27 protein-coding genes are annotated in these 24,800 nt (G+C 50.4%); 13 read left to right on the forward strand and 14 right to left on the reverse strand.

Translation table 11 applies throughout. From position 1 onward, the window contains the following. Window positions 1-346 (reverse strand): amidase family protein (locus tag ACI955_RS06130; RefSeq protein WP_415242851.1); only part of this gene is annotated, 346 nt, incomplete at its 3' end. Between the two features lie 79 nt (window positions 347-425). Continuing rightward, the gene (gene gatC, locus ACI955_RS06135; protein ID WP_415242852.1) at window positions 426-713 is read right to left on the reverse strand and encodes an Asp-tRNA(Asn)/Glu-tRNA(Gln) amidotransferase subunit GatC; all 288 of its coding nucleotides are present in this window, start codon (window positions 711-713) and stop codon (window positions 426-428) included. 263 nt (window positions 714-976) lie between these two features. On the opposite strand from gatC, the gene ACI955_RS06140 reads away from it, so the two are divergent. The 7 genes from ACI955_RS06140 to ACI955_RS06170 all read left to right on the forward strand — a co-directional run bounded on the left by ACI955_RS06140 (window position 977) and on the right by ACI955_RS06170 (window position 10,164). Further along, window positions 977-2,014: a rod shape-determining protein gene (locus ACI955_RS06140; protein WP_415242853.1), complete on the forward strand. Its 1,038-nt coding sequence runs from the start codon at window positions 977-979 to the stop codon at window positions 2,012-2,014. A gap of 78 nt (window positions 2,015-2,092) precedes the next feature. Further along, window positions 2,093-2,881, forward strand: coding sequence for a rod shape-determining protein MreC (gene mreC, locus ACI955_RS06145; protein WP_415242982.1), 789 nt, complete (start codon window positions 2,093-2,095; stop codon window positions 2,879-2,881). Between the two features lie 3 nt (window positions 2,882-2,884). Then, complete coding sequence (mreD, locus tag ACI955_RS06150; RefSeq protein ID WP_415242854.1) at window positions 2,885-3,370, forward strand: rod shape-determining protein MreD; 486 nt, start codon at window positions 2,885-2,887, stop codon at window positions 3,368-3,370. A gap of 2 nt (window positions 3,371-3,372) precedes the next feature. Continuing rightward, on the forward strand, window positions 3,373-3,963 hold the full coding sequence (locus ACI955_RS06155) for a Maf family protein (RefSeq protein ID WP_415242855.1): 591 nt from the start codon (window positions 3,373-3,375) through the stop codon (window positions 3,961-3,963). Beyond that, complete coding sequence (gene rng, locus ACI955_RS06160) at window positions 3,956-5,419, forward strand: ribonuclease G (RefSeq protein WP_415242856.1); 1,464 nt, start codon at window positions 3,956-3,958, stop codon at window positions 5,417-5,419. Before ACI955_RS06155 ends, rng begins: the two co-directional genes overlap by 8 nt. Before the next feature lie 32 nt (window positions 5,420-5,451). Next, the gene (locus ACI955_RS06165; RefSeq protein ID WP_415242857.1) at window positions 5,452-9,297 is read left to right on the forward strand and encodes a YhdP family protein; all 3,846 of its coding nucleotides are present in this window, start codon (window positions 5,452-5,454) and stop codon (window positions 9,295-9,297) included. Window positions 9,298-9,342: 45 nt separating this feature from the next. Next, window positions 9,343-10,164 (forward strand): carbon-nitrogen hydrolase family protein, encoded by an 822-nt coding sequence (locus ACI955_RS06170; protein WP_415242858.1) that lies wholly within the window; start codon window positions 9,343-9,345, stop codon window positions 10,162-10,164. 9 nt (window positions 10,165-10,173) lie between these two features. Here the strand turns inward: ACI955_RS06170 and yjgA are convergent, their stop codons facing one another. The 12 genes from yjgA to ACI955_RS06230 form a co-directional block, all read right to left on the reverse strand. Continuing rightward, complete coding sequence (gene yjgA, locus ACI955_RS06175) at window positions 10,174-10,683, reverse strand: ribosome biogenesis factor YjgA (protein WP_415242859.1); 510 nt, start codon at window positions 10,681-10,683, stop codon at window positions 10,174-10,176. A 38-nt stretch (window positions 10,684-10,721) separates the two neighbouring features. Continuing rightward, entirely contained in the window at window positions 10,722-12,080 is a 1,359-nt protein-coding gene (gene mgtE, locus ACI955_RS06180) for a magnesium transporter (protein WP_415242860.1), read from the reverse strand. Window positions 12,081-12,199: 119 nt separating this feature from the next. Then, a complete protein-coding gene (locus tag ACI955_RS06185) occupies window positions 12,200-12,469 on the reverse strand; it encodes an HPr family phosphocarrier protein (RefSeq protein ID WP_415242861.1) in 270 nt (89 codons plus the stop codon). 17 nt (window positions 12,470-12,486) lie between these two features. Continuing rightward, the gene (gene rapZ / locus ACI955_RS06190) at window positions 12,487-13,338 is read right to left on the reverse strand and encodes an RNase adapter RapZ (protein ID WP_415242862.1); all 852 of its coding nucleotides are present in this window, start codon (window positions 13,336-13,338) and stop codon (window positions 12,487-12,489) included. 1 nt (window position 13,339) lies between these two features. Next, window positions 13,340-13,789, reverse strand: coding sequence for a PTS sugar transporter subunit IIA (locus ACI955_RS06195; protein WP_415242863.1), 450 nt, complete (start codon window positions 13,787-13,789; stop codon window positions 13,340-13,342). A gap of 38 nt (window positions 13,790-13,827) precedes the next feature. Next, on the reverse strand, window positions 13,828-14,115 hold the full coding sequence (gene hpf, locus ACI955_RS06200) for a ribosome hibernation-promoting factor, HPF/YfiA family (RefSeq protein ID WP_103683591.1): 288 nt from the start codon (window positions 14,113-14,115) through the stop codon (window positions 13,828-13,830). Between the two features lie 77 nt (window positions 14,116-14,192). Then, window positions 14,193-15,689 (reverse strand): RNA polymerase factor sigma-54, encoded by a 1,497-nt coding sequence (locus ACI955_RS06205; protein ID WP_415242864.1) that lies wholly within the window; start codon window positions 15,687-15,689, stop codon window positions 14,193-14,195. Between the two features lie 142 nt (window positions 15,690-15,831). Then, window positions 15,832-16,557 (reverse strand): LPS export ABC transporter ATP-binding protein, encoded by a 726-nt coding sequence (lptB, locus tag ACI955_RS06210; RefSeq protein WP_415242865.1) that lies wholly within the window; start codon window positions 16,555-16,557, stop codon window positions 15,832-15,834. A 2-nt stretch (window positions 16,558-16,559) separates the two neighbouring features. After that, entirely contained in the window at window positions 16,560-17,153 is a 594-nt protein-coding gene (lptA, locus tag ACI955_RS06215; protein ID WP_415242866.1) for a lipopolysaccharide transport periplasmic protein LptA, read from the reverse strand. Next, complete coding sequence (gene lptC / locus ACI955_RS06220) at window positions 17,140-17,709, reverse strand: LPS export ABC transporter periplasmic protein LptC (protein ID WP_415242867.1); 570 nt, start codon at window positions 17,707-17,709, stop codon at window positions 17,140-17,142. The genes lptA and lptC overlap by 14 nt, the downstream gene beginning before the upstream one ends. A 2-nt stretch (window positions 17,710-17,711) precedes the next feature. Then, window positions 17,712-18,236, reverse strand: a complete 525-nt coding sequence (locus tag ACI955_RS06225; protein ID WP_415242983.1) for a KdsC family phosphatase — start codon at window positions 18,234-18,236, stop codon at window positions 17,712-17,714. Window positions 18,237-18,247: 11 nt separating this feature from the next. Beyond that, complete coding sequence (locus tag ACI955_RS06230; RefSeq protein WP_415242984.1) at window positions 18,248-19,174, reverse strand: KpsF/GutQ family sugar-phosphate isomerase; 927 nt, start codon at window positions 19,172-19,174, stop codon at window positions 18,248-18,250. 239 nt (window positions 19,175-19,413) lie between these two features. Between ACI955_RS06230 and ACI955_RS06235 the strand changes: the two genes are divergently transcribed. From ACI955_RS06235 to hisC, 6 genes are all read left to right on the forward strand, one after another. Continuing rightward, complete coding sequence (locus tag ACI955_RS06235) at window positions 19,414-20,085, forward strand: MlaC/ttg2D family ABC transporter substrate-binding protein (protein ID WP_415242868.1); 672 nt, start codon at window positions 19,414-19,416, stop codon at window positions 20,083-20,085. Between the two features lie 61 nt (window positions 20,086-20,146). Then, complete coding sequence (locus ACI955_RS06240) at window positions 20,147-20,434, forward strand: BolA family protein (protein WP_415242869.1); 288 nt, start codon at window positions 20,147-20,149, stop codon at window positions 20,432-20,434. Between the two features lie 27 nt (window positions 20,435-20,461). Continuing rightward, a complete protein-coding gene (murA, locus tag ACI955_RS06245) occupies window positions 20,462-21,727 on the forward strand; it encodes a UDP-N-acetylglucosamine 1-carboxyvinyltransferase (RefSeq protein ID WP_415242870.1) in 1,266 nt (421 codons plus the stop codon). 31 nt (window positions 21,728-21,758) lie between these two features. Then, window positions 21,759-22,424: an ATP phosphoribosyltransferase gene (gene hisG, locus ACI955_RS06250; protein ID WP_415242871.1), complete on the forward strand. Its 666-nt coding sequence runs from the start codon at window positions 21,759-21,761 to the stop codon at window positions 22,422-22,424. Continuing rightward, window positions 22,417-23,736, forward strand: coding sequence for a histidinol dehydrogenase (gene hisD, locus ACI955_RS06255; RefSeq protein WP_415242872.1), 1,320 nt, complete (start codon window positions 22,417-22,419; stop codon window positions 23,734-23,736). The genes hisG and hisD overlap by 8 nt, the downstream gene beginning before the upstream one ends. Continuing rightward, a complete protein-coding gene (hisC, locus tag ACI955_RS06260) occupies window positions 23,729-24,793 on the forward strand; it encodes a histidinol-phosphate transaminase (RefSeq protein ID WP_415242873.1) in 1,065 nt (354 codons plus the stop codon). The genes hisD and hisC overlap by 8 nt, the downstream gene beginning before the upstream one ends. The last annotated feature ends 7 nt before the right edge of the window (window positions 24,794-24,800 follow it).

A 24,800-nucleotide genomic window follows, 5' to 3' on the forward strand; every position in this document is an offset into this window, starting at 1 on the left:
GCGTTACCACCCCGGCGTGGGCGAGCCGCTCAACAACGGTAGCGTTGTAGGGGGCAATAAAATTATCCAGCATTTTTGATGCGCAGCTAGTGCGTACGCCCTCGGTACAAAAAATATCTTTATGTGCAATGGGCACGCCACAGAGGGGGCCAGCGTTGCCGTTTTGTCTTGCGGTATCAGCTGCGCGAGCCTGCACAAGGGCTTGCTCGGCGGTCACGGAGATAAAACTGTTGTACTTGCTGTCGTGTTTGGCAATGGTGTCGAGATATTGCTGGGTAATTTCTTCGCTGGAAAATGTTTTTGCTTCCAGCCCGCGAAGAATATCGGCAATCGTATGGTTGGGCATAGTTGGGATTACTCGTTATGTCTGTCGAATTAGGGTGCGGCGGTAAAGGTGGTGTGTTGTTGCAATAAACAGCAGCGCTTTATTCAATGACTTGAGGTACTAAATACAAACCGTCGGCGGTTTGCGGTGCGATCTTTTGAAAATGCTCGCGCTGATCGGTTTCGCTGATCTCGTCGGCACGCAGACGTTGAACGGCATCATGCGGATTTGCCATTGGCACTACGTGGGCAGTGTCTACGGCTTGCATGGCGTCGACCATATTAAGAATATCGCCAATGCGTTGGCTGAGTTCGGCAGTTTCTGTTTCGGCGATATTGATTCTCGCCAGTCGTGCTAACTTTGTAATGTCGTTCTTGTCTAAGCTCATGCTCTACCTTTTTTGAAGCTAATTTTGTGACAACACCGGCAGTTTTCCGCTAGGCAAAAATGACGTCTGCGCTGGAATTTCTATATAGTTGCCAGTAAACCGTTAAAGTTATCATATTTGCGCCTTGCCCTAAATCCCTGCCGTTGATAGAGTGGCAAAGTTTTTAAATTAGCGCCTCGTGATGTTGCCGGGTGGCAATCGCTCCCGGTCCGATTAGCCTGGCCGCCGCCCAAAAACGGGGCTGTATAAGGTGACAATGAATCATGTTTAAACGAATTCGCGGCTTGTTTTCCAATGATCTCTCTATTGATCTGGGAACAGCAAATACCCTTATTTACGTGCGTGGTCAGGGGATTGTTCTAGATGAACCCTCGGTAGTGGCTATTCGTGTACATAATGGTCAAAAAACAATTGAAGCCGTGGGTATGGAAGCCAAACGTATGCTTGGGCGCACGCCCGGTAATATCACGGCCATTCGTCCCCTGAAAGACGGCGTGATTGCTGATTTTCAAGTAACTGAAAAAATGCTTCAGCATTTTATCAAATTGGTGCATCAGAACAGTTTTATTCGTCCAAGTCCGCGTGTGCTAGTCAGTGTGCCCTGCAAAAGCACGCAGGTAGAGCGCAGAGCTATTCGTGAGTCTGTTCTTAGCGCGGGTGCGCGGGAAGTACGTTTAATTGAAGAGCCAATGGCTGCGGCAATTGGCGCGGGTTTGCGCGTTGATGAAGCGTCGGGCTCGATGGTAGTGGATATTGGTGGTGGTACTACTGAAATCGCTATTATTTCCTTGAATGGCGTAGTGTATTCAGATTCTGTGCGAGTGGGCGGCGACCGTTTTGATGAAGCTATTGTTACTCATGTGCGCCGTACCTACGGCAGCTTGATTGGTGATGCGACTGCCGAGCGTATTAAGAAGGAAATTGGCTGTGCCTATCCAGGCAGTGAGCTCCGTGAAATCGATGTGCGTGGCCGTAATTTGGCCGAAGGTATTCCGCGCCGCTTTACTTTAAACAGTGATGAAATTTTAGAAGCGCTGCAAGAACCGCTGCAAGTTATTATTCAGGGCGTCAAGCGCGCATTAGAACAGTCGCCCCCAGAATTGGCGGCAGATATTGCTGAAACCGGTATTGTGTTGACCGGCGGTGGCGCCCTTTTGCGCGGTATTGATCAGTTAATTGCTGACGAGAGTGCGCTGCCAGTAATTATTGCTGAAGACCCTTTAACCTGTGTTGCGCGTGGCGGTGGTAAAGCCCTAGAGATGATGGATCGCCATCGTCTTGATATATTGTCTGCTGAGTAATAGTGATTCGCCCCACAGAGCGAGGAAGCAGCAATTAAACCGGTATTTTCCAATGAGTCGTCTGTAGGCGGTCGACTGCTGTTTTTCGGTGGTGTTGCTCTAGTGTTGATTTTGATCGGGCAGCGCTTCGATTTTATGGTGCCCTTGCGAACTCAGCTGTCACTTGTTGCGGCGCCGTTTTATTGGGTAGTCGATATTCCGACTCGCATGGTGAACCAATTTAGTGATTCTTGGAGTAGCCGCAGCGAATTAGTAGCAGACAATGAACGCCTGCAATCTGAATCTCTTATTCTGAACGCCAAACTCCAAAAATATATCGAATTGCGTGCCGAGAATGTCCGCCTTCGTGAGTTGATGAATTCTGCTGAACTAGTCAATGACACTGTGGTTGTGGCTGAGGTTGTCGCCGTGGCGTCGGATCCCAATCGTCATCAACTCTTGGTCGATAAGGGCAGTCGTGACGGGGCTTTTGTCGGGCAGCCGGTAATTGATTCTAATGGACTGCTAGGACAAATTACGGAGGTGGGCTTATTGCAGAGTCGGGTATTACTCGTTACCGATAGTGCTCATGCTCTGCCGGTCCGGGTAAGTCGCAATGGCTTGCGGGCGATTGCTGAAGGTACCGGGCTTATTGATGAATTGGCATTGACCCACGTGGCAGCTACCACAGATATTCAAGTTGGCGACCTGTTGGTAAGTTCTGGCCTAGGTGGCAGATTCCCCAGCGGTTATCCTGTTGGCGAAGTGATTGAAGTGTCTATTGATCCCGGCAAACCCTTTGCTGAAGTGCGTGCCCGCCCCATGGCTAAGCTAGATCGCAGTCGCAACGTCTTACTGGTTTTCAGTGAGCAGAAGATAGAGGAGTAGCGCATGGACTCGCATGCGCATGGCCTGTGGTTTGTTGTTGTCACCATACTTATTGCATTATTGCTCAGTATTTTCCCCCTTGGCCCAAGTCTCGCCTGGGCTAGGCCGGATTGGCTACTACTTATTTTAGTCTACTGGCTGCTGGCGCTGCCGGAGCGGGTTGGTGTGATAGTGTGCTGGCTGTGTGGCATTTTGCTCGATATTTTACAGGGAGCGGTGCTTGGCCAAAATGCCTTTGCCTTCGCGGTTATCGCCTACATTATTCAAGTGTCTTATCAACGTTTACGGATGTTTAGTCTACGTAAGCAAGCGGCCTTTGTCTTGTTACTCGAACTCTTCCATATTTTAGTTAATCAGTGGGCCGAGAATATTAACGGTGTCGCGCACACCCATTGGCTGATATTCCTTCCGACTTTAACTACCGGTCTATTGTGGATCTTTGTGCGACCGCTAGTAGCGTGGTTTCAGCGCGCTTTCACGGTTTTTTAGCGATGGACTTTAGCCCTCCAATTATTCTTGCTTCGTCGTCGCCGCGGCGTGCTGAATTACTTGCTCAAATTGGTGTCTCTTTTCAGGTAGTAGCTGCTGATATCGATGAAACTCCGCGAGAGGGCGAAGCCGCGATTGATTACGTTCAGCGCATGGCTGAAGAAAAAGTGACGGCGGTAGCCGCGCTATTTTCCGATCGCATTGTGCTGGCTGCAGACACCTCGGTTATTGTTGACGGCGAAATTTGGGGAAAGCCCTTAAGTCGTCAACATGCTAAGGTGATGCTAGCGGGGCTTAGTGATCGCAACCATCAAGTTATGACCGCAGTTGCTGTGCATCGCGGCGGCTGCCTAGAATTCCAATTGAGTGTCACTGATGTGGCGTTTGCGGCGCTGACGACCGCAGAGATAGGCACTTACGTTGACAGTGGTGATGCCGACGATAAGGCTGGCGCCTATGGCATTCAAGGTGCGGCGGGGTGCTTTGTGAAGCACTTGAGTGGTAGCTATTCTGGTGTGATGGGTTTGCCTTTATATGAAACCGCGGTTTTGCTGAGAAAAACCGGAATGACTTTAGAGCCAGGGAATGAGTGAAGAGATACTAATCAATGTTACGCCGGTAGAAACCCGTGTTGCGGTGGTCGAAAACGGCGTGCTCCAAGAAGTTTATATTGAGCGCAGTCGTTCACGTGGCATTGTGGGAAATATCTATCAGGGTAAGGTAGTGCGGGTTTTGCCTGGCATGCAGGCCGCCTTTGTTGATATTGGCTTAGAACGCACCAGTTTTATTCACGCTTCAGATATCGCCTGTTTAGATACCGATACCGGCGAGCATGCCGATATACGCACTAAAATTCGCGAAGGTCAGTTGCTCACTGTTCAAGCTAGCAAAGATCCTATGGGCACCAAAGGCGCGCGATTAACGACTCGCTTGTCGGTGTCGTCGCGGTATTTGGTCTATATGCCAGGAGCGGCGCATATTGGCGTTTCTCATCGGATTGACGATGAAGAGGAGCGGCAGCGCTTGCGTGAGGTGCTGGAGGCGGCAGCGCGTGTCGACGACGAAGATTTGCGCGACGGTTATATCTTGCGCACAGCGGCCGAGGGCGCTGGCGAGGATGAGTTGTGCGCCGATGTCCAATTTTTAAAACGCTTGTGGGCGGCGGTGGAGCGCCGGATGAAACGCGACGTGGCGCCGAGCGTAATATACGAAGATTTGCCGCTGTTTATGCGCACAATGCGCGACTTGGTGCGGCCGGGTCTAGAGAAAATTCGTATCGACTCTCGCGAAAGTTTTCAGCGCGTGGCGCAGTTCGCTGAGGACTATTTGCCTGAGATAAGTTCGCAGCTTGAATACTATCCTGGTGAGCGGCCGATATTTGATCTCTATGGTGTGGAAGATGAAATTCAGAAAGCGTTGGGGCGGAAGGTAGAGCTTAAGTCCGGCGGCTATCTTATTGTTGATCAAACCGAGGCAATGAGTACCATCGATATTAATACGGGTGCTTTTGTCGGTCATCGCAACTTAGAAGAAACTATATTTAAAACCAATCTTGAGGCCACCTCTGCGCTGGCTCGTCAGCTGCGGCTGCGAAATCTTGGCGGTATTATTATTATCGATTTCATTGATATGAAAGATCCAGAGCATCGCCGCCAAGTGCTGCGTGCGCTGGAGCGAGCAATGGAAAAAGATTACGCAAAGACCACAATTACAGGTGTGTCTGAGCTGGGCTTGGTCGAAATGACACGCAAACGTACCCGCGAAAGCCTAGAGCATATCCTCTGTGAAACCTGCCACTACTGCCACGGTAGGGGCTCCTTAAAATCCCCTGAAACGGTCTGTTATGAAGTGTTCAGGGAGATTTTACGTGAATCCCGAGCATACGAAAGTAAGCGTTTACTGGTGCTCGCATCCCAGGAAGTTGTCGACCGCCTGATTGATGAGGAATCGGCTAACGTGGCAGATTTAGAAGAGTTTATTGGCGCGAGTATTCGGTTTCAGGTGGAGGCCGTTTACACACAGGAGCAATATGATGTCGTCTTGCTCTAATCTCGGTAGCTGGTAATCGTGGGTGTTGACTGATGCTCATGCGAGCAATCCGCCAGCTCTACGCATTCACCTGGGGCGCCGCCTTGGTGCTACTCGTCGTCTTGGCCTTGTATGCAAGTCTCGGCCGCCAGTATATTGGCTTGATCGACCGCTATCAGGAAGATATTTTTCAACGTATTGAAGTCTTCACTGGTATCAGTATGCAGGCGGCCCGTATGCAGGGCAGCTGGGCGGGACTGTCTCCGATTATTGATGTCAGTGATTTTAGCCTTGGCCGTGATAGCGCGGTTCACCTTGATCATGCCCGTATAGAAATAGATGTGTTGTCTTCATTGCTGACCGGCACACCCAAGATCCGTCAAATTCAGGCCGGCACGCTGAGCGTGGAGCTTGAGGAAAACAGCGAGGGCCGCTGGCAAATTCCAGGATTGGTGAGCGACGAGGGTGCCAGTGGCAACCCCGAGATGCTAATTGATTCTGTTCTGGGCGTCCGAAGTGCGGGCCTCGGTTTGTTCACGGTGAAGCTGCGCTACCAAAATGGCGAAGTGACGCACATCAGTAGCCGCGATTTTTCGCTGCGTAGCGACGATAAATTTCGACGTATCTATGCGCAGCTCAACACTGACAGCGACGGCGATATTCAGCTGTTGCTGGAAGCTTATGGCGATCCCCGCAATATTCAGAAGTTTAGTGCCAGCGCCTATATGGTCATTGACGGCAGTCGCTTGTCGGCAATAGCACCCCTCTTCCAACAGAATGCGCCCTTGCTTGATAGCGAAGTGAGTGGCGAGCTGTGGATGAGCTGGCGACGTGGGCAGCGCATTACTGTAAGTGGTGTGCTCAATGCGCCGGAGCTGGCAGTTGGCGTATTGTGGGGTGTCGAGGACGCCTTGCTTGAAGACGTTAATATGCGTTTTGCTGGCAGCCATCGCGATGGCTTCTGGCGCATCAGTTTTAGTGAGTTCGACGCCCGGTGGCGGGATCATTACCTAAATTTGGCCGGCATATCCGTGCGCCATCCAGAGAATACACTGTGGCGTTTTACTCTGCCTCAGCTTGAGATTGGAGCGACCAAAGCACTGCTTACACAGAGCGATATATTGCCTGAGTACTTACAAAATGTGCTGTTGGATTTGGCGCCGGAGGGACAGCTAAATCATATTCAGTTTGACCTCCACACTGCGGACTCGGGTATTGATAGTTTTGTGCTCAGGGCCGAGGCCTCTGAGTTAAGTGTGGCGCCTTGGCAGGGAGCGCCGGGCGCAGACGGATTGACCGGATATCTTGAGGTCAGGCCTGGACACGGTTTATTGATAGTCGATGCTGAAGCGCTGTCGTTGGCCTTTCCTAATTTGTATGACGAAGCCTTCCAATTGAACGATGTGAAGGCCGAATTGCGATGGGTTTATGACGATCAGCGCTTAGGTCTGCACAGTGGTTTAATCAGCGCCGAAACTAACGGTAAGCCGATGTCGGCAATGCTGCGTTTGGATTTGCCTTTGCATAAGGATGCTAAGCAAGATCCGATGATGACCTTAATGATTGGCGCGCGGGGTGTCGACGCGACTCGGCACGGGGTTTATACGCCTAATGTATTCAGTGATGGCCTTCATGCCTGGTTGGCAGACAGTATTCGTGGGGGCTACATTAATAGCGCAGGGTTTATCTATCATGGTTCGCTGCTGGCAGGTGCGGAGCAGCGTCCTTCGGTCCAGTTAGACCTTGATCTTGCTGACATTGAACTCCGGTTTCAAAATGATTGGCCCTCGGTCGAAGCACTGCAAGCATCGGTGCTTATTGATAATGGGGATGTCATCGCTATATCGGATTCAGCAATGATAGATGGGCTGGCGCTGGGCCCCCTGGATGTTAGCATTCAGCCATCGCCCAGTGGTTACGCGGTGCTGGATGTTGCGACTTCTGCGAACCCTAATTTCACGCAAATAAAGCGGTTATTGATTGATACGCCCATACATTCTTATATTGGAAACATCTTTGACTCATGGACTGGGGAGGGGGATGCGCGCGTCGATTTTGGACTGCATATGCCCTTTGTTGATGAGCTTATTCCCAAGATTCGTGTCGAAACCGATATCGACTTTAGTATGCTGGGTTTGCCTGATTATCGCTTAAGCTTGAGTGACGCTAAGGGACATTTGAGCTATGAGTCCGACAGTGGCTTAAGCAGTGATAATTTGCGAGCGATGGTTTTTTATCGGCCTTTGACGGCATCTATTAGTCAGAGTGGTGGCCAAGTCGACGTTGATATCGACACTAGCGTAGCGACAAGGAATATTGAGCACTGGTTGGGCGTGCCAGCACTGCAGTTTTTTAGGGGTAGCAGTGATATCGGCATACACATTCAAGCGGGGGGTGAAACGCCGGGCCTGACGGTGACCTCTGATCTGCAAGGGGTAGAAATATCCCTGCCGCAACCTTTCTATAAGTCCGCAGAGTCAAAGCAACAACTTCATATTGCTCTGCCCTTCAATGATGAAAGTATCCTGAGTTTGGCGCTGCAAGATCAGTTTAATATGAATTTAGGCTTGAGCGAGGGCACTGTATTCGGTATTAATTTGACACTGGGTAGTGGTGATGTCGATACGCCGGTGTCGCGTCCGTCACTGGGGCAATTCAATGTTAACGGTCGCGTGGGTTTTGCCACCTTTGAGCAGTGGCAGCGGATTGCCAATCAATATATGGCCACGGTGCCGGCTAGCGACAGCGCCGGAATGGTCTTAGCAGTTAACGACCTCCATATTGATGATGTCGATATTTTTGATTATCTATTAAAAGATGTTTGGCTGACTCTCACCGAAAATGTTGAACGTTGGCAGTTGCGGGTAGACAGTCAGGAGCTTGTCGGTGAATTTATTTTTCCGCAGAATAACTCATCAATCCTTGCGTCGGTGGTCCTAGATAAATTGGCGCTGCCAGCCTTTGACGACAGTCCGGCAGCGGCGGTGACTGATTTGGACCCCCGGAGTTTAATGGATGTCGACGTTGATATCGCCGATCTTTCGGTCGGGGGTGAGGCGTGGGGCAGTGTTGGCTTTGATTTGCGCACCGATGAATACGGTGCGCATTTTATTGATCTGCGCGGGCAGCTTCGCGGTATTTCGCTGGCGCGCGAGGCCGATACTAGCAGTTTGCACTGGTTGCAAGATGCGGAGGGCACTCATTCATCGCAGCTACGTGGTAAGTTTGGCGTGCAAGACCTAGGGGCGGTTTTGACGGACTTCGGCTATTCTAAGGTGATGGAAACAAAGCGCGGTGATTTTGATGTAGATATGCTTTGGCCGGGTTCTCCTGCGCAGTGGGATATTCTGCGTAGCGATGGGAGTTTTAGTTTTAGCTTTGAAGACGGCCGCTTTTTAAAGACCTCTGATGCTGCCAGTGGCGCATTGCGGTTGTTCAGTATTTTTAATATGGCTAACGTCGTACGGCGCCTGAAGTTTGATTTTCGCGATGTATTTCGCAAAGGTATTTACTTTGATTCGATGCGTGGCGATTTAAATCTTTACGATGGCATTGTACGTCTGCAGCAGCCCTTAGACATAAAAGGGCCGTCTAGCCGGTTTCAGATGACGGGCATTATTGATTTGAATACCGATGTGCCGGCGCTCCGGTTGGTGGCAACACTGCCAGTAGGAAGTAATCTACCGTGGGTCGTTGCACTGGTGGGTGGCTTGCCCGCAGCGGCGGGTGCTTATGTGGTGACCAAGGTTTTTGAGGAGCAGGTCGATAGCTTTTCAAGTGCAGTTTATGATATTTCGGGGACTATTCAGCAGCCTGAATTGACGTTTAAAAATATCTTTGATGTCGACAATGGCGGTGTTCAGCAGGCCGAAGACCTTATCAGCGAGTCGCTTGAGTGAAGGTGTATTCACTGCCGATTACCGCTGTGAGCACTGGAGACGACTATGTCTGATTCGCGGTCCACAAGCAAAGTTGCGGCTTTGCAAATGGTGTCAACAATCCAATTGAGTGAGAATTTGTTGCGAGCTGAAGCGCTTGTCGCAGAGGCCGCTGCCAGCGGAGCAACACTGGCGGTGCTGCCGGAAAATTTTGCCCTATTTGGTAGTAAGACGATTTTCCAATTGGCGGCTGAGGAGGCGAAAACAGGCGCTTTGCAACACTTTCTTGCCGGCTTGTCGGTGCGATATAGCATCATCTTGGTGGGGGGTACTATTCCGCTTCCTGCAGAAGATGGGCGCGTGTATGCGACGTCATTTATTTACGGCGCAGATGGCGCGTGCCTTGGGCGGTACCGAAAAATTCATTTGTTTGATGCCGATGTGGGCGATGCTCAGGGTAGTTATCGGGAATCCGATAGCTATGCGCCTGGCGATCAGCTGGTGGTCGTGGAATCTGCGCTGGGACGTATTGGCCTTGCCGTTTGTTATGATTTGCGCTTTCCTGAAATGTTTCGCGGCATGCTCGATTTGCAGATGGATATTATTGTTTTACCCTCGGCATTTACGCGCAATACCGGCTGGGCCCATTGGCTACCATTGTTGCGTGCGCGGGCTATAGAAAATCAATGTCTGGTGGTAGCGGCAAACCAAGGGGGAATCCATGATAGTACGCGCCAAACATCGGGCGGCTCAGTTATTGTCGACAGCTGGGGTCGAGTATTAGCAGAAGCCGGGCTGGGTGAGGCCTGTATCATTGCAAGCTACGATCAGGCAGAGCAAAATGCGCTGCGGCGACGGATGCCAGTTTCTCAGCACCGCCGGGTATAAATGCCAGTGTCAATCTTTGGCTTGGTGATCCTGTAGCTCTTTTAAATATTGAAAGAGTTTACGTTTAGCAGCGGGAGGCTTGTTAGCTTTCGCGTCTTTGGCAATTTGTAAGACCAGTGTTCTTAGACGTTGACGATCGGCGTCGGGAAACTGTTCAACTACCGCATCAATTGCCGGCAAGCCGCCGTCTGCAATCTCATCCCGTAAGGTCTCAAGATTGTGAAACGCTCTGGCGAGCTCGCGCTGGCCTTCGTCACGCCTAGCTAGCCCAGCCTCAATCTCTGTCAGATCAATGCCGCGCATTAGCTTGCCAATGTATTGTAATTGCCGGCGAAGCCCTTCACGACTTGTTAGACGTCTCGCGGTGGCGATCGCGTCGGAGAGGTGTTCGTCGTGCACTGTAATTTTTGCCAGCTCATTGTTACTGAGTTTTACCAGCTGTTCGCCAAGGTTTTGCAGTGCCTGCATTTCCTTTTTAATGGCGGTTTTACTTGGTCGTTCTAATTCTGATTCGGTCACATTGCGATCCGTTTAGTTATTCAATAGTGTTTTTCGACTTAGCCATAAAAATAACTGGCAAGACCTAGAAATGATAAGAAGCCAATCACATCCGTGATGGTGGTTAGCACCACGCCGCCCGCCAAGGCGGGGTCAATATTCAGTGATTTCATGGCCAGTGGTAATACTGCGCCAGCCAGTGCGGCGGTAATTAAATTGATAACGATTGCCGCACCGATAATGCCGCCCATCAGGGGGTCGTCAAACCACAAGGTAGTGGCCGCAGCAACAACAATAGCCCAAACCACGCCGTTAATAGCGCCGACCGCCATCTCCCGATTTATTAACCAGCGGCGGTTGTCTGGGCTAATATGACCTAGAGCCATACCGCGAATAACTACGGTTAGGGTCTGGGTTCCAGCGACCCCACCCATACTAGCCACTATCGGCATCAATACGGCGAGGGCAACGACTTTTTCGATGGTGCCTTCAAATAAATTAATCACCGCCGAGGCGATAAACGCAGTCATTAAATTAATACCAAGCCATACAGCGCGTCGCGGTGCAGTAGTTAGAACAGCGGCGAACGTGTCTTCGTCCTCGTCCAAACCGGCCATGCTCATTAATGAGTGATCAGACTCTTCTCGGATAACATCGACCACGTCATCGATGGTGATACGCCCTAGTAATAAGCTATTTTCATCGACCACGGGTGCGGATACCCAGTCGTGTCTGGCGAATAGTGTGGCAACTTCGCGCGATGACATCCTTGCTGAAATGGGTTCTACCTCGGTATCCATGATTTCGCGAACGGTGACACTGGGGTCAGATACCAAAAGCTTACGCAGCGACAATACCCCGATGTACTGGTCGTTGCGGTTAACGACAAGTAGACTGTCTGTCATTTCTGGTAGCTGTTCGTGGCGGCGCAGATAGCGGAGCGCAACATCAAGGGTGATATTTGGCCGAACGGTTATAGTGTCGGTGTTCATCAAACCACCGGCAGTGTCCTCGTCGTAGGACATCACATGCTCGACTCGAATCCGATCTTGGTGATCCATGGAGTCGAGGACTTCGCGAATTACCCGGTCGGGTAATTGCTGGAGGATATCGGCGATATCATCCGCTTCAAGCCCCTCGGTAATGGTCGCGACTTCTTCCGCGTCCATTTGGCGCAGGAACTGGCTCTGAACTTCATCGTTAAGATGCTGGAGAATGTCCCCTTCATTCTCAATATCGATGAGCTGCCACAACACACTACGAATTTTGTGTGGTGTTGATTCTATTAAATGGGCTGCATCGGCGGAGGGTAAACCGTTTAACATCCGGCGAATTTGCAGGAAGCCGCCAGACCCCAAGGCGTCATTCAGGGTTTTTAGCTGGCTCTCGGTTTGAAGCTTGTCAGCAGTCTGGGCCATACCTATCCCTAGCCTGAGCCGTTAAGTGGAAGAAAGTCTGGAGAGATTATCCTTTAAAGTGATGCCTGCAACAATCGGCAGCACCCAGCTAGCAGCACAAATAAGTCATATAACACGTATTATTCTGCCTCGCCGAAACGTTGAAAAATAATATCGAGTACCGCAGATAGAGCTGCCTGTTCATCCTCGCCATCACAGCTCACGGTAATCTCGGTACCCTTGTTTGCGGCCAACATCATGACGGCCATAATGCTCTTGCCGTCGACAGACTTGTCTCTGACACCGATTTTAATGCTGGAGCCAAAAGCGCCAGCAGTGGCTACTAATTTTGCAGCTGCACGGGCGTGCAGGCCGAGTTTGTTGATGATTATTATATTAGATTCGACCATCGTGGTTACTCTGATTACTAAAGTTCGCGATGGCGAACTTGTAGGTCTGGATAGGCTGTGCGTAGAGCGTTGGCAAGGGTTTCAACCATATATACTGAGCGGTGTTGACCGCCCGTACAGCCAATGGCAATGGTGAAGTAGCTGCGGTTACTGGCCTCAATCTTCGGCAGCCAGTGCTGTAAATATTCGAGGATGTGGTCGTGCATCAGACGCACATCTTCTTGACTGCTAAGATAATTTTGGACTTCGGCATCTTGCCCAGTAAAGGCGCGCAACTCCTGTCGCCAGTGGGGATTCGGGAGCATGCGGAGGTCATAAACAAGGTCGGCATCAATCGGTAGGCCGCGTTTAAACCCGAAGGACTTCAGTTGTATCGCCAGTTTGCTGGCATCTGCGCCCAAGATGCGATCACGGATAGCTGCCCGCAGCTCATGGACGGTCATGTCGCTGCTGTCGATAGCCAGTGATGCTTCGACTACGATGGGTTCAAGCAGCGCGGTTTCGAGCTTGATCGCGTCCGACAGCGGTAAGGAGTCTGTGGTTAGCGGGTGCCGCCGCCGTGTTTCGCTGAAACGTTTAATCAGTTCGTCGTCGCCGGCGTCTAAAAATACGATGCGCAGGCGGGCATGTTTTTTAACCTCGTCGCAGAGCGATTTAAAGCGTGCGAGTTCGCCTGGGGAGTTGCGGGCGTCAATGCAAACCGCAACCTGCTGATGAACTTTTAGGGGGCTTTGCGACAGCTCTCTAACCAGCTCTGGCAATAGTGATACCGGTAAGTTGTCGATGGCGTAGAAGCCCTCATCCTCTAATTGGTGAAGGGCCGTACTTTTTCCCGATCCCGAACGTCCACTGAGAATGACGAGTTCCATATCAGCTTGCTATCGCGCGTTTGAAAAGGGTAGCGCTGTCTTCTGAGCTGCGTAAGCTATTGCGGTAATCGGGGTCATTAAACGCCGTGGCCAGTGCGCCAAGAACCTTTAAGTGCTCGTCGTGGGCTTCCGCAGGGACGATAAGCGCAAATATGAGATCAACGGGCGCGTCGTCCACAGCTTCAAAATCAATAGGCTGTTCTAGCTTGAGCAGCATACCTGTGATGCTGGTACAGCGACTGCTGCGGCAGTGCGGAATGGCCACGCCATGGCCAATTCCAGTGCTGCCTAAACGTTCGCGTGCGAGTAATTCATTGAATAACTCGTCCGCGTTAAATTCGGGATTGTCGGCGGCAATGCCAGCGGCAATATATTCTAGTAAGCGTTTCTTACTGGTGACGGACGCACTGTATTCAGTGCGTCCGGTAGTGAGTATTGATTCAAGTGTCATGATAGTTACTTGTTTAACTGCGTTTGGAATCGAAGGCCTTAGCGGCCCAGCGATTTCTCTTTGTGTTTAATTAATTGACGATCAAGCTTGTCGGTTAGACTGTCAATTGCCGCGTACATGTCCTCTGATTCACAGGTTGCAAATAAATCTGCGCCGGCAACATGCACCGTCGCCTCAGCCTTTTGCACGAGTTTTTCTACCGTCAGAGTGACGTCAGTATTGGTGATATTATCAAAGTGTCGCTGGAGTTTTGTCAGCTTATTGTTTACATAATCGCGGAGGGCGGGGGTAACGTCTACGTGATGACCACTTACAGTAATCTGCATATTTTGCTCCTTCATCGCTAAAAAATGCTGGCGCCTCGCGGCGAGTCGCTGCTAGCAGTGATCTTTAGATCACTACATTATACTAGTCGCTTCCGCTCATTTGAGGGCGGAATAACCAGTGATTCTCTGTATTTCGCAATGGTGCGCCGCGCAACTTGAATACCCTGTTCGCCAAGTAAGTCTGTTATTTTACTGTCGCTTAGGGGTTTGCGAGGATTTTCTGTGGCCACCAGTTTTTTAATTAATGCGCGTATTGCCGTACTTGAGCACTCGCCGCCAGTATCTGTAGATACATGGCTTGAGAAAAAGAATTTTAGCTCAAAAATACCGCGTGGCGTGTGCATATATTTTTGAGTGGTAACCCGCGAGATGGTGGATTCATGCATACCGACGGCTTCGGCAATGTCGTGCAACACGAGTGGCTTCATTGCCTCTTCGCCATATTCAAGAAAGCCGCGTTGGTATTCGACTATCTTGGTCGCTACTTTCATGAGGGTTTCATTGCGACTAATTAGGCTTTTAATAAACCAGCGTGCTTCTTGGAGATTGTCGCGAATATAGTCATTATCACTGCTATTACTGCTTTTGCGAGCCATTGACGCGTATTGGGCATTTATTTGAATTTTTGGTGCAATATCTGGATTCAGCTCCACTAGCCAGCGACCTTCTTTTTTGCTGACAAAAACATCTGGAATGACGTATTCGGTGTCGTCGCTGCCAATCGCATTACCAGGAGTGGGGTCTAGCGATTGGATAAGTTTTAAAATATCGCGCAGCTGCTCTTCTTTGAGACGACAGCGGCGCATAATTTGGTTGTAATCGCGGTTGCCCAGTTGTGCCATATACTGGCTAACTACTAGGCAGGCTTCTTCAGCGTAGGGCGTATTCTGGGGCAACTGTTTGAGCTGGATTAAAAGGCATTCCTGCAGGTCTCTGCCGCCAACGCCAGGCGGATCAAATTGTTGAATGAGGTGTAAAACGGCGTTCACCTCTTCAATTTCTATCGCATCGCTATTAAAACCTTCTACCAGTTCCTCTGGGCTTACTGTCAGCCGGCCTTTTTCATCGATGGCATCGATAATCGCGGCTGCGATCATTTGATCGATATCAGATAAACGGCTCAGATTGAGCTGCCAGCGCAGGTGGTCTTGCAGTGAATCTGAGCTGGAATTTCGATAATCGTTGTTGTAATCGTTGTCTTCGCCCGAGGCACCGCTGCCCGAGCTGCTGCCACTGCCGCTGGTTTGGAATACGTCATCCCATTGGCTGTCGACCGGCAGGTCTTCGGGAATGTCGCTGCGTTCTGCCCATTCAGTATCTGCTTCAGGCAGAGTCGCTTCTATTTCGTTGTCACTGGTTTTTTCAGGCTTTTTTGGTTCGGCGGAAGTCGGTTCGATGTTGACTTCAATGTCGCCGTCGTCATCGCTGATTTCAAGTAGTGGGTTAGAATCTAGCGCTGATTGAATTTCTTGCTGAAGGTCTAAAGTGGACAGTTGTAATAGACGAATTGCCTGCTGCAGCTGGGGGGTCATTGTCAGGCTTTGGCCGACTCTTAGCTGTAGCGATTGTTTCATAGGCGGTGACTTCTACAGCGTGAATTAGGGGCAATGCGAACGAAATTTCGTTCTACCGGCACGTGATATGCCTCTATGTCAGTGTAGTCGCGACACGGTTTCCCTGCAATACCTGTGCCGACTCATTTATACGGAACAGTACTTACAGCGTAAATTTGTCGCCGAGGTAAATGTCACGAACGATCTGGCTATTAAGCACAGCCTCGGCGTTGCCTTCGGCCACAATACGCCCCTCGCCGACAATATACGCCTTGTCACAAATATCCAGTGTTTCGCGGACATTATGGTCGGTGATTAATACCCCAATACCCCGAGCCTGCAGGTGGCGAATGATATTTTGAATGTCGTTTACCGAGATCGGGTCTACCCCTGCAAAGGGTTCGTCGAGCAGTATAAAGCTGGGTTCGGTCGCCAGTGCGCGGGCAATCTCTACCCGCCTGCGCTCACCGCCAGACAACGCCATACCTTGAGACTTACGAATGTGGGTGATGTGAAACTCTTGTAGTAGCGCTTCAAGCTTGTCTTTGCGCTGGCTGCGATTGAGATCTCGGCGGGTTTCAAGAATGGCCATAATGTTGTCAGCAACATTAAGTTTGCGAAAGATCGAGGCTTCCTGGGGTAAATACCCCACCCCGTGTTTGGCGCGCCCCTGAATAGAGAGTTTGGTGAGGTCACTATCATCGAGTTGAATCGTGCCGCGGTCAGCGTTCACAATGCCAACGATCATGTAGAAGCAGGTGGTTTTACCCGCCCCATTTGGTCCCAGTAAGCCGACAATTTCACCGCTGCGAATAGTGAGGGATACGTCTTTAATGATTTCGCGGCCTTTATAGGCTTTGGCCAGATTCTTAGCTTGTAAAACAGGCATAGCTAGTTAGCGTCCTCTGGGGTAACGGTTGCATTGGCATTTTCTGGCGCTTGCACAATGGCCGCTGGGCTGATGTCTTTTTGCGCGGCTTGGGCGTCGTCAGTCACCGCCTGAGGTTGCAATGTCATTTTGACTCGATTTTCTTTGTCATTACTGCCGCCATCGGCGACAACCATTTGTTTGCGGCCGCTATATACCACTCTATCCCCCGAGATTTTCGAACCCTGATGGGTGATGGAAGCATTTCTTTGAAGCAATATTTCCTCATCTTGCAGGCTATATTCGATGCGCTGGGCGGTGGCAATAACGACACCTTCGTCAGCGCGGGGTTGCTGTTCAAAATAGGCGGGTGTGCCCTCGGCGATGACTTTTTCGACCTTGCGGTCAGATTCAACGATGGTGAGTTTATCGGCGCGAATCTTTAATGAGCCTTGGCTCATATTGACGTTGCCGATGTAAATACCCTGATTTTTCTCGTATATCGCGCGGTCTGAGCTTAGGTTGATCGCCTGTTTACGGTCATCGGGAAGGCTGAGTGAATATTGACTTACACTGAGCAAAAGCGCGGCACCGAGTGCGGCTTTAGTAGGGTTCATAGCGACCTTTTACCTGATTTAGCAGTTCAACGCGCTCATCCTTCAGGCTTGCTTGCATGCCAATTGAGTGTGTTTTGCCATTACGTAATTTGAGAGTAAGTGCTAGCGGCGTACTTACCTCACTATTTTCGAGATTTATATTCAGCGCTTCGGTGCTTATTTCTGCTTGGCGGATGAGGTCTTTCACCACCACGGTATCGGTGAGGATGAGTTTGTCGCCATCTTGCGAAAGCTGCCCGGATAGAGCGCTCGCAGTCCATGGCCGCTGTTCGGCGATGTTACCAATGTAGAAGGGTTCTTTTAGGGTAACCGAACCATCGGAAATTAAACGCTCTGCACTGCTGGCACGCCATTGGTAGGCAATATCGCCATTGGCGCTGTACTTTATTCCGTTTACGTTACTGAGGTGCGAGTCGGCATCGGCAACGGCTTTAAATTCACCGCTAATACTTAGCTTGCCGCTTTCGCTATATTGTGTCAGATAGATCACAGTCCCAGCGAATGCGGTAAAAGCGGAGAGCAGCGAAAGTAGCGTGAAGACGTTAAAGCTTTTCATATTTAAAGATATTGCTCTAAGGCGTCATTTAATTTGCCTTGCGCTTTTAAGATCAGTTCGCATATTTCTCTGACTGCGCCGCTGCCACCTGCCGCTTTGGTTTGCCAGTCTGCATACCGTGCGACGTAGTAGTGACCATTGGCTACGGTGATACCTAAGCCTGCCTGGCGGATGGCGGATAGATCTGGGAGATCGTCGCCAACATAGGCTATTTCGTCAAAACTGAGTCCGAGATCCTTGCGGAGCTCTTCAAGAGCGACAAGTTTGTCTTCGCGGCCCTGATAGATCAAATCAATTTTTAGCTCAGCTGCGCGTCGTTTAAGCAGCTCGGAACTGCGGCCGGTAATAATGGCGGGTTTGATGCCGGCGTCGCGCAATAACTTTATGCCCAAACCGTCAAGAATACTAAAGCCTTTGATTTCTTCGCCGCTATTTCCAAAATAAAGACTGCCATCAGTGAGTACGCCGTCGACGTCCATAACCAATAGTTTGATGGATTTTGCTTTCTCGATAACACTTTGCATCAGTTCTGTATTCTCTAAGCAACACCTGCCTTGAACAGGTCGTGAGTATGGATGACGCCAACGGGTTTGTGGTCAGTGTCGACTGCTACCAAAACAGTAATTTTATTATCTTGCATAATACGCAGCGCTTCTGCTGCCATGGTTCCCGGGCGAATAGTACGGCAATTACGAGTCATAATGTCATCAATTGGACTGCTATGTATATCTATGCCGCGATCAATGGCGCGGCGCAAGTCGCCATCAGTGAAAATGCCAATGAGTGCTCCCTTAGCATCTACCACCGCCGTCATACCCAGACCTTTGCTGCTCATTTCTAGCAGTGCTCTGCTTAAGGCGCAGCCTAATTGAACCGAGGGTATCGCCTCGCCGGTATGCATAATGGTGTCTATTTTTAGCAGTAGGCGTCGGCCTAGCGCGCCGCCGGGGTGAGACATTGCGAAGTCGTTGGCAGTAAACCCGCGAGCTTCTAGTAGAGCGATAGCCAGTGCATCACCCATTACCAAAGTGACGGTGGTGCTTGACGTAGGAGCAAGGTTTAGCGGGCATGCTTCTTCTTTAACGCCGACGTTTAAATGCACGTCGGCAGTGGTCGCAAGTTCTGAAGTCGGGTTACCCGTTAGGGCGATAACGGGCACAGCGAGAAGTTTCAGCAAGGGTAGAATAGTAATAAGTTCAGCGGTATTACCTGAATTTGATAAGGCGATCACAACGTCGCCTGCGGTAATCATGCCCAAGTCACCATGACTGGCTTCGCCGGGGTGAACAAAAAATGCCGGGGTGCCCGTGCTGGCGAGGGTGGCCGCAATTTTATTACCGATGTGGCCGGACTTGCCCATGCCAGTCACGACCACGCGCCCCTTGCATGACAATAAAATATTGCAGGCGCGCTCAAAGCTTTCGTCTATGCGATCAGCTAAGACACTTACCGCGTCGCGCTCCATGGTGATAACACGTCGCGCTGAACTGATAAAATCTGGATTGTTGGTCACTCAGAGTACCCTGATTATTTGTGCCGGCCGTTAAGCTGAGGCTAAGGTTGTGTATGATAATTTCCAATGTGACAAATTAACAGGTTTAGCTTGCGTCCGAATTGGGATTCATTAGCGTAAAATGTAGTCCAAGTTCTATGCGGCCGTTGTTTTATCGGTAATGATGGACAGATAAAAATTAAGGGGAAGGTATGTTCAAAAAAATAGCAATCACATTATTCATGGTATTTGGCCTGTTTTCGCAGAGTTTTGCTGCTGATAAAGGTCCCCATGAAGTGGTGGCCAACACCACTAAAGAATTGGTGAAAGTGATTGAGGACGCGCGTAGCTATATCGACAAGGATCCGCAGCGCTTTAATGACGAAGTTCGCCGTATTATGGACGACGTGGTCGATTTTCAGAGTTTTGCCCGTGGCATTATGGGTAAATACGGTAGTCGTGGATACTATGAGAGCCTAAAAACAGAAGCGGAGCGTGCACAATTTCGCGAGCGTGTTATTCGCTTTACCAGTAGTTTTAAAGATGGGTTGATTAACACCTACTCAAAAGGCTTGCTGGGCTTTAACGGCAATAGGATTGAAGTACTGCCGCTGGCAAGCGATGTTGACTTGTCCGGTAGCGTCGGTGTGCGTCAAGATATATATGGTGACCGCGCCAAGCCTTACCAAGTTATCTATACCTTGCGTCAAGGGTCTGGTGGCGACTGGAAATTGCGTAATGTGATTATTGAAGGCTTGAATTTGGGTCGTATATATCAAAATCAATTTAATGCTGCGGTGCAGCAGTACAACGGTGATATCGATCAAGTGATTAATAACTGGACGGTCGCCCCCCAAGAAGTAATGGAAAAGGCCGCTGAGTAATGGTTTAGCTGTTTGCGAGGTTGAGGCCTGTCAGGGTTTCGCCTCGCCATAGTGTTCGCAATTGCGTACAATTCTGCGCTTGAGTAATGCGGTAGCAGGTAACAGCGGGATGGGCATGCAAGTAGAACATATTGAACAGCGTCTTTCGGAACATTTTCCCAATAGTGAATTAGCCGTGAATGGCGACGGCAGCCATTTTGATGTGCGTGTTGTCAGCGAGATTTTTTCTGGCTTGCGCCCTGTAAAACGCCAGCAACTGGTCTACGCAGCTGTTAATGATTGGATTCGGGATGGCTCTTTACACGCCATTAATATTAAAGCCTTGACCCCCGACGAAGCCCAATCTTAAGGCTCACCGGATTTTCCAGGAGATTTCATGGATAAGTTGCTTATATCTGGCGGCGGCCCCTTGGCCGGCGAAATTCGTGTTTCCGGTTCAAAAAACGCGGCGCTGCCAATTTTGGCTGCGACACTGCTGTCTAGTGAACCGGTGATGGTTCGCAACCTGCCGCATTTACACGATATCACCACCATGATTGCGCTATTACGCAGCATGGGCACAGAGCTGATTGTCGATGAAAATCTCGGCGTCGAAATTAACGGTTCAACCACCACCAAAACCACCGCGCCCTATGAGCTTGTTAGAACGATGCGGGCGTCGATTTTGGTGTTAGGGCCTCTATTGGCACATTTTGGTCATGCACGGGTGTCTTTTCCCGGTGGTTGCGCCATAGGTAGTCGTCCCGTTGATCAGCATTTGCGCGGTTTCGAAGCCATGGGCGCCATTATTGATGTTGATGCCGGCTATATTACGGCGCAGGCGCCAGAGGGTGGTTTGCGCGGTGCGCATGTATTATTTGACATGGTTACCGTTGGCGGTACTGAAAACGTACTCATGGCGGCGACGTTGGCGAAAGGGCGGACCGTACTCGAAAACGCGGCAAGAGAGCCAGAAATAGTAGATTTAGCCAATTGTCTTATTGCTATGGGTGCCAAGATTAGCGGCCACGGTAGCGCCACAATTACGATTGATGGTGTTGAGCGCTTAAACGGTTGCACCTACTCTGTGATGGCGGATCGTATCGAGGCGGGAACCTATTTGGTTGCGGCTGCCGCGACTCGTGGCTCTATTCGTCTGCGCGATATTGGTCCGGAAACGCTTGAGGCGGTCTTAGTTAAGCTCGAGGAAGCGGGCGCTAAAATAGAGTCAGGTGACAATTGGATTACCCTCGACATGGAAGGCCGTCGCCCTAAGGCGGTTAACATTAAGACGATGCCTTACCCTGGTTTTCCCACCGACATGCAGGCGCAGTTTACCGCGATGAACGCAGTTGCCAGTGGGGTTTCGCATGTTACCGAAACCATATTTGAAAATCGTTTAATTCAAACTCATGAAATGAATCGCATGGGCGCCAAAATAAGCGTTGAGGGCAATACCGCAATGATTACCGGCACGGAGCGTTTGAAGGCTGCACCGGTAATGGCCAGTGATTTGCGGGCCTCAGCCAGTCTTGTTATTGCAGGTCTGGTGGCGGATGGCGACACCCTAGTTGACCGCATTTATCACATTGATCGCGGTTATGAGTGTATCGAAGAGAAATTTCACGCACTCGGCGCAACCATTCGCCGCGTCGCCAATTAGATATTATTAGTTCAGTACCTGGAGTTTACACGTGGATCAGCCGGTTACTATTGCGCTCACTAAGGGGCGTATCTTAAAGGAAACGCTGCCTTTGTTGGCTGAGGCGGGCATTGTGCCGGCTGAAGATATAAGTAGCAGTCGTAAGCTTATTTTTGAGACCAATCATTCGCATATTCGCTTGATCGTGATTCGCGGTACTGACGTACCTACTTATGTGAAGCTGGGGTCTGCCGATATAGGGGTGGCTGGCAAAGACATGTTGTTAGAGGTGGGGGCGGCCGATATGTATGAGCCGCTCGACCTTAATATAGCGCGTTGTAGGTTAATGACGGCTGGTCGGGTTGGTGAAGATTTGCCCCACGGTCGTGTTCGGGTTGCCACTAAGTTTGTCAATGTTGCCCGCCGCCATTTTGCCGAGCGTGGTATCCAAGTAGAGCTGATTAAGCTCTATGGCGCGATGGAGTTGGCACCGCTGATGAACTTGGCAGATTTGATCGTCGATATCGTCGATACCGGAAACACTCTGCGCGCCAACGGTATGGAACCACGGGATATGATTGCCGATGTCAGTTCGCGATTGGTGGTCAATAAGGCTGCCATGAAGCGCAAACACCGGAGCATTCAAGATATTATTGCGAAGTTAACTGCAGCTGTTGAGGCGCGTCAGCGCGCGGAGGAGGTGGTCAGCAATGACTGATGTTCTGATAAAAAGGATGAGCACCGCCGATGTCGACTTTGATGTGGCATTGACGAAGCTGCTGGATTGGGAATCTGCGTCGAACCCCACGGTTGGGCAAGTTGTGGCTGGCGTGCTCGCTAAAGTGCGCGCCGAAGGCGACGCAGCGGTACTCGAATTTACGCAGCGATTTGATGCATGGCAGCCGGAGAGCGCGGCCGCACTGGAAATCCCAAGTAGTCGCATTCAGGCTGCCCTCGATAACATTGATGCCGACGTGCGTGTGGCGCTGGAAACTGCAGCCGAGCGGATACGCGCCTATCACCTGCATCAGCGTCAAGAGTCGTGGTCCTATCGCGAAGCGGATGGCACGCTATTAGGCCAGCAAATAACAGCCTTGGAGCGCGTCGGTTTGTATGTGCCGGGTGGTAAAGCAACCTACCCGTCGTCAGTGCTGATGAATGCTATTCCAGCCAAAGTGGCTGGTGTCGATGAGTTGATTATGGTGTCGCCAACGCCCAAGGGTTTTGTGAATGAAATGGTGCTGGCTGCAGCCGCGATAGCGGGTGTTGATCGTATTTTTACTATTGGCGGTGCGCAGGCGATCGCCGCGCTGGCGCATGGTACAGAGTCCATTCCTAAGGTTGATAAAATAGTTGGCCCCGGCAATATTTTTGTAGCTACTGCCAAGCGCCAAGTTTTTGGTAGCGTGGGTTTGGACATGATTGCGGGGCCCTCTGAGATCCTAGTAATCTGTGATGGCAAAACGGATCCTGATTGGATCGCCATGGATCTGTTTTCACAGGCAGAGCATGACGAAGACGCGCAGTCGATTTTATTAAGTCCTGACGCGGCGTTTTTAGATCGGGTAGAGGCGAGCATTGTGCGCTTGCTACCCGACCTTGAGCGCGTGGACATTATCCGCCGGTCTTTGAGCGGGCGCGGTGCGCTGGTGTTGGTCAAAGATATCGACGAAGCGCTTGCGCTAAGCAATCGGATTGCGCCAGAGCATCTGGAATTGTCAGTTGATAACGCAGAGCAGTTGCTGCCTAAAATACGTCACGCTGGCGCCATCTTTATGGGTCGTTATACGCCCGAGGCTCTTGGAGATTACTGCGCTGGGCCCAATCACGTGTTACCTACTTCCGGTACTGCGCGGTTTTCATCGCCCTTAGGTGTCTATGATTTTCAAAAGCGCTCTTCCTTGATAGAGTGCTCAGCCGCCGGTGCCTCCGAACTCGCTAAAGTAGCGTCGGTACTAGCGCGGGGCGAGTCCTTAACCGCACACGCTCGCAGTGCCGAATATCGCTTATTGGGTGGTGATGATGAGTAGATACTGGAGTCCTTTTGTTAAAGATTTAGTGCCTTACGTGCCGGGTGAGCAACCTAAGCTAAGTGAATTAACCAAGCTGAATACCAACGAAAACCCCTATGGGCCGTCGCCCAAAGTTTTAGAGGTTATCAAGGCGGAGGCGACTGATGCCTTGCGTCTTTATCCAGACCCTAATAGCGATGTGCTGAGACATGCGATTGCCGATTATCATGAGGTCTCTATAGAGCAGGTCTTTGTTGGCAATGGTTCTGATGAGGTTCTTGCGCATATCTTTCACGGCCTGTTTCAACACAATAAGCCGCTGCTGTTTCCTGATATTAGCTATAGTTTTTACCCGGTTTATTGCGGTCTGTATCAGATTCCCTTTGAGACTATCCCTTTAGACGAGTCCTTTCAGATACGGATTGAAGAGTATCGCGGCATCAACGGCGGCATTATTTTCCCCAACCCCAATGCGCCGACAGGGTGTTTCTTGGCACTGTCCGAAATTGAACGACTGTTGACGGTAAATAATGAGACCGTGGTCGTGATTGACGAGGCTTATGTTGATTTTGGTGGCGAGTCTGCGATTTCGCTGGTTGATCGCTATCCGAATTTACTTGTGACTCAGACACTCTCTAAGTCGCGATCTTTGGCGGGTTTGCGGGTGGGGTTTGCTGTTGGCCATCCGGAGTTGATCGAGGCCTTGGTTAGAATTAAAAATAGCTTTAATTCATACCCGCTAGATCGTCTGGCTCAGTTAGGTGCTGCGGCATCATTTGCCGATCAGGACTATTTTGAACAGACTTGTAATGCGGTGATTGCTGAGCGCAATACGTTGATGACTCGGCTAGCAGCGCTAGATTTTCAAGTGTTGCCGTCGGCGGCGAACTTTGTGTTTTGTCGGCATCGCAATCGCGATGCATCGGAATTAGCGGCGAGTTTGCGTGAGGACGGTATAATAGTGCGATATTTTAGTATGTCTAGAATAGATCAATATTTACGTATTACCGTTGGTAGACCTGAAGATAGTGAAGTTTTATTTGCCTCTTTGCAGCGGATTCTCGCCGCAACTTAGAGGGTGG

Source organism: Zhongshania sp. (genome assembly GCF_047636175.1).
Taxonomy (GTDB): Bacteria; Pseudomonadota; Gammaproteobacteria; order Pseudomonadales; family Spongiibacteraceae; genus Spongiibacter.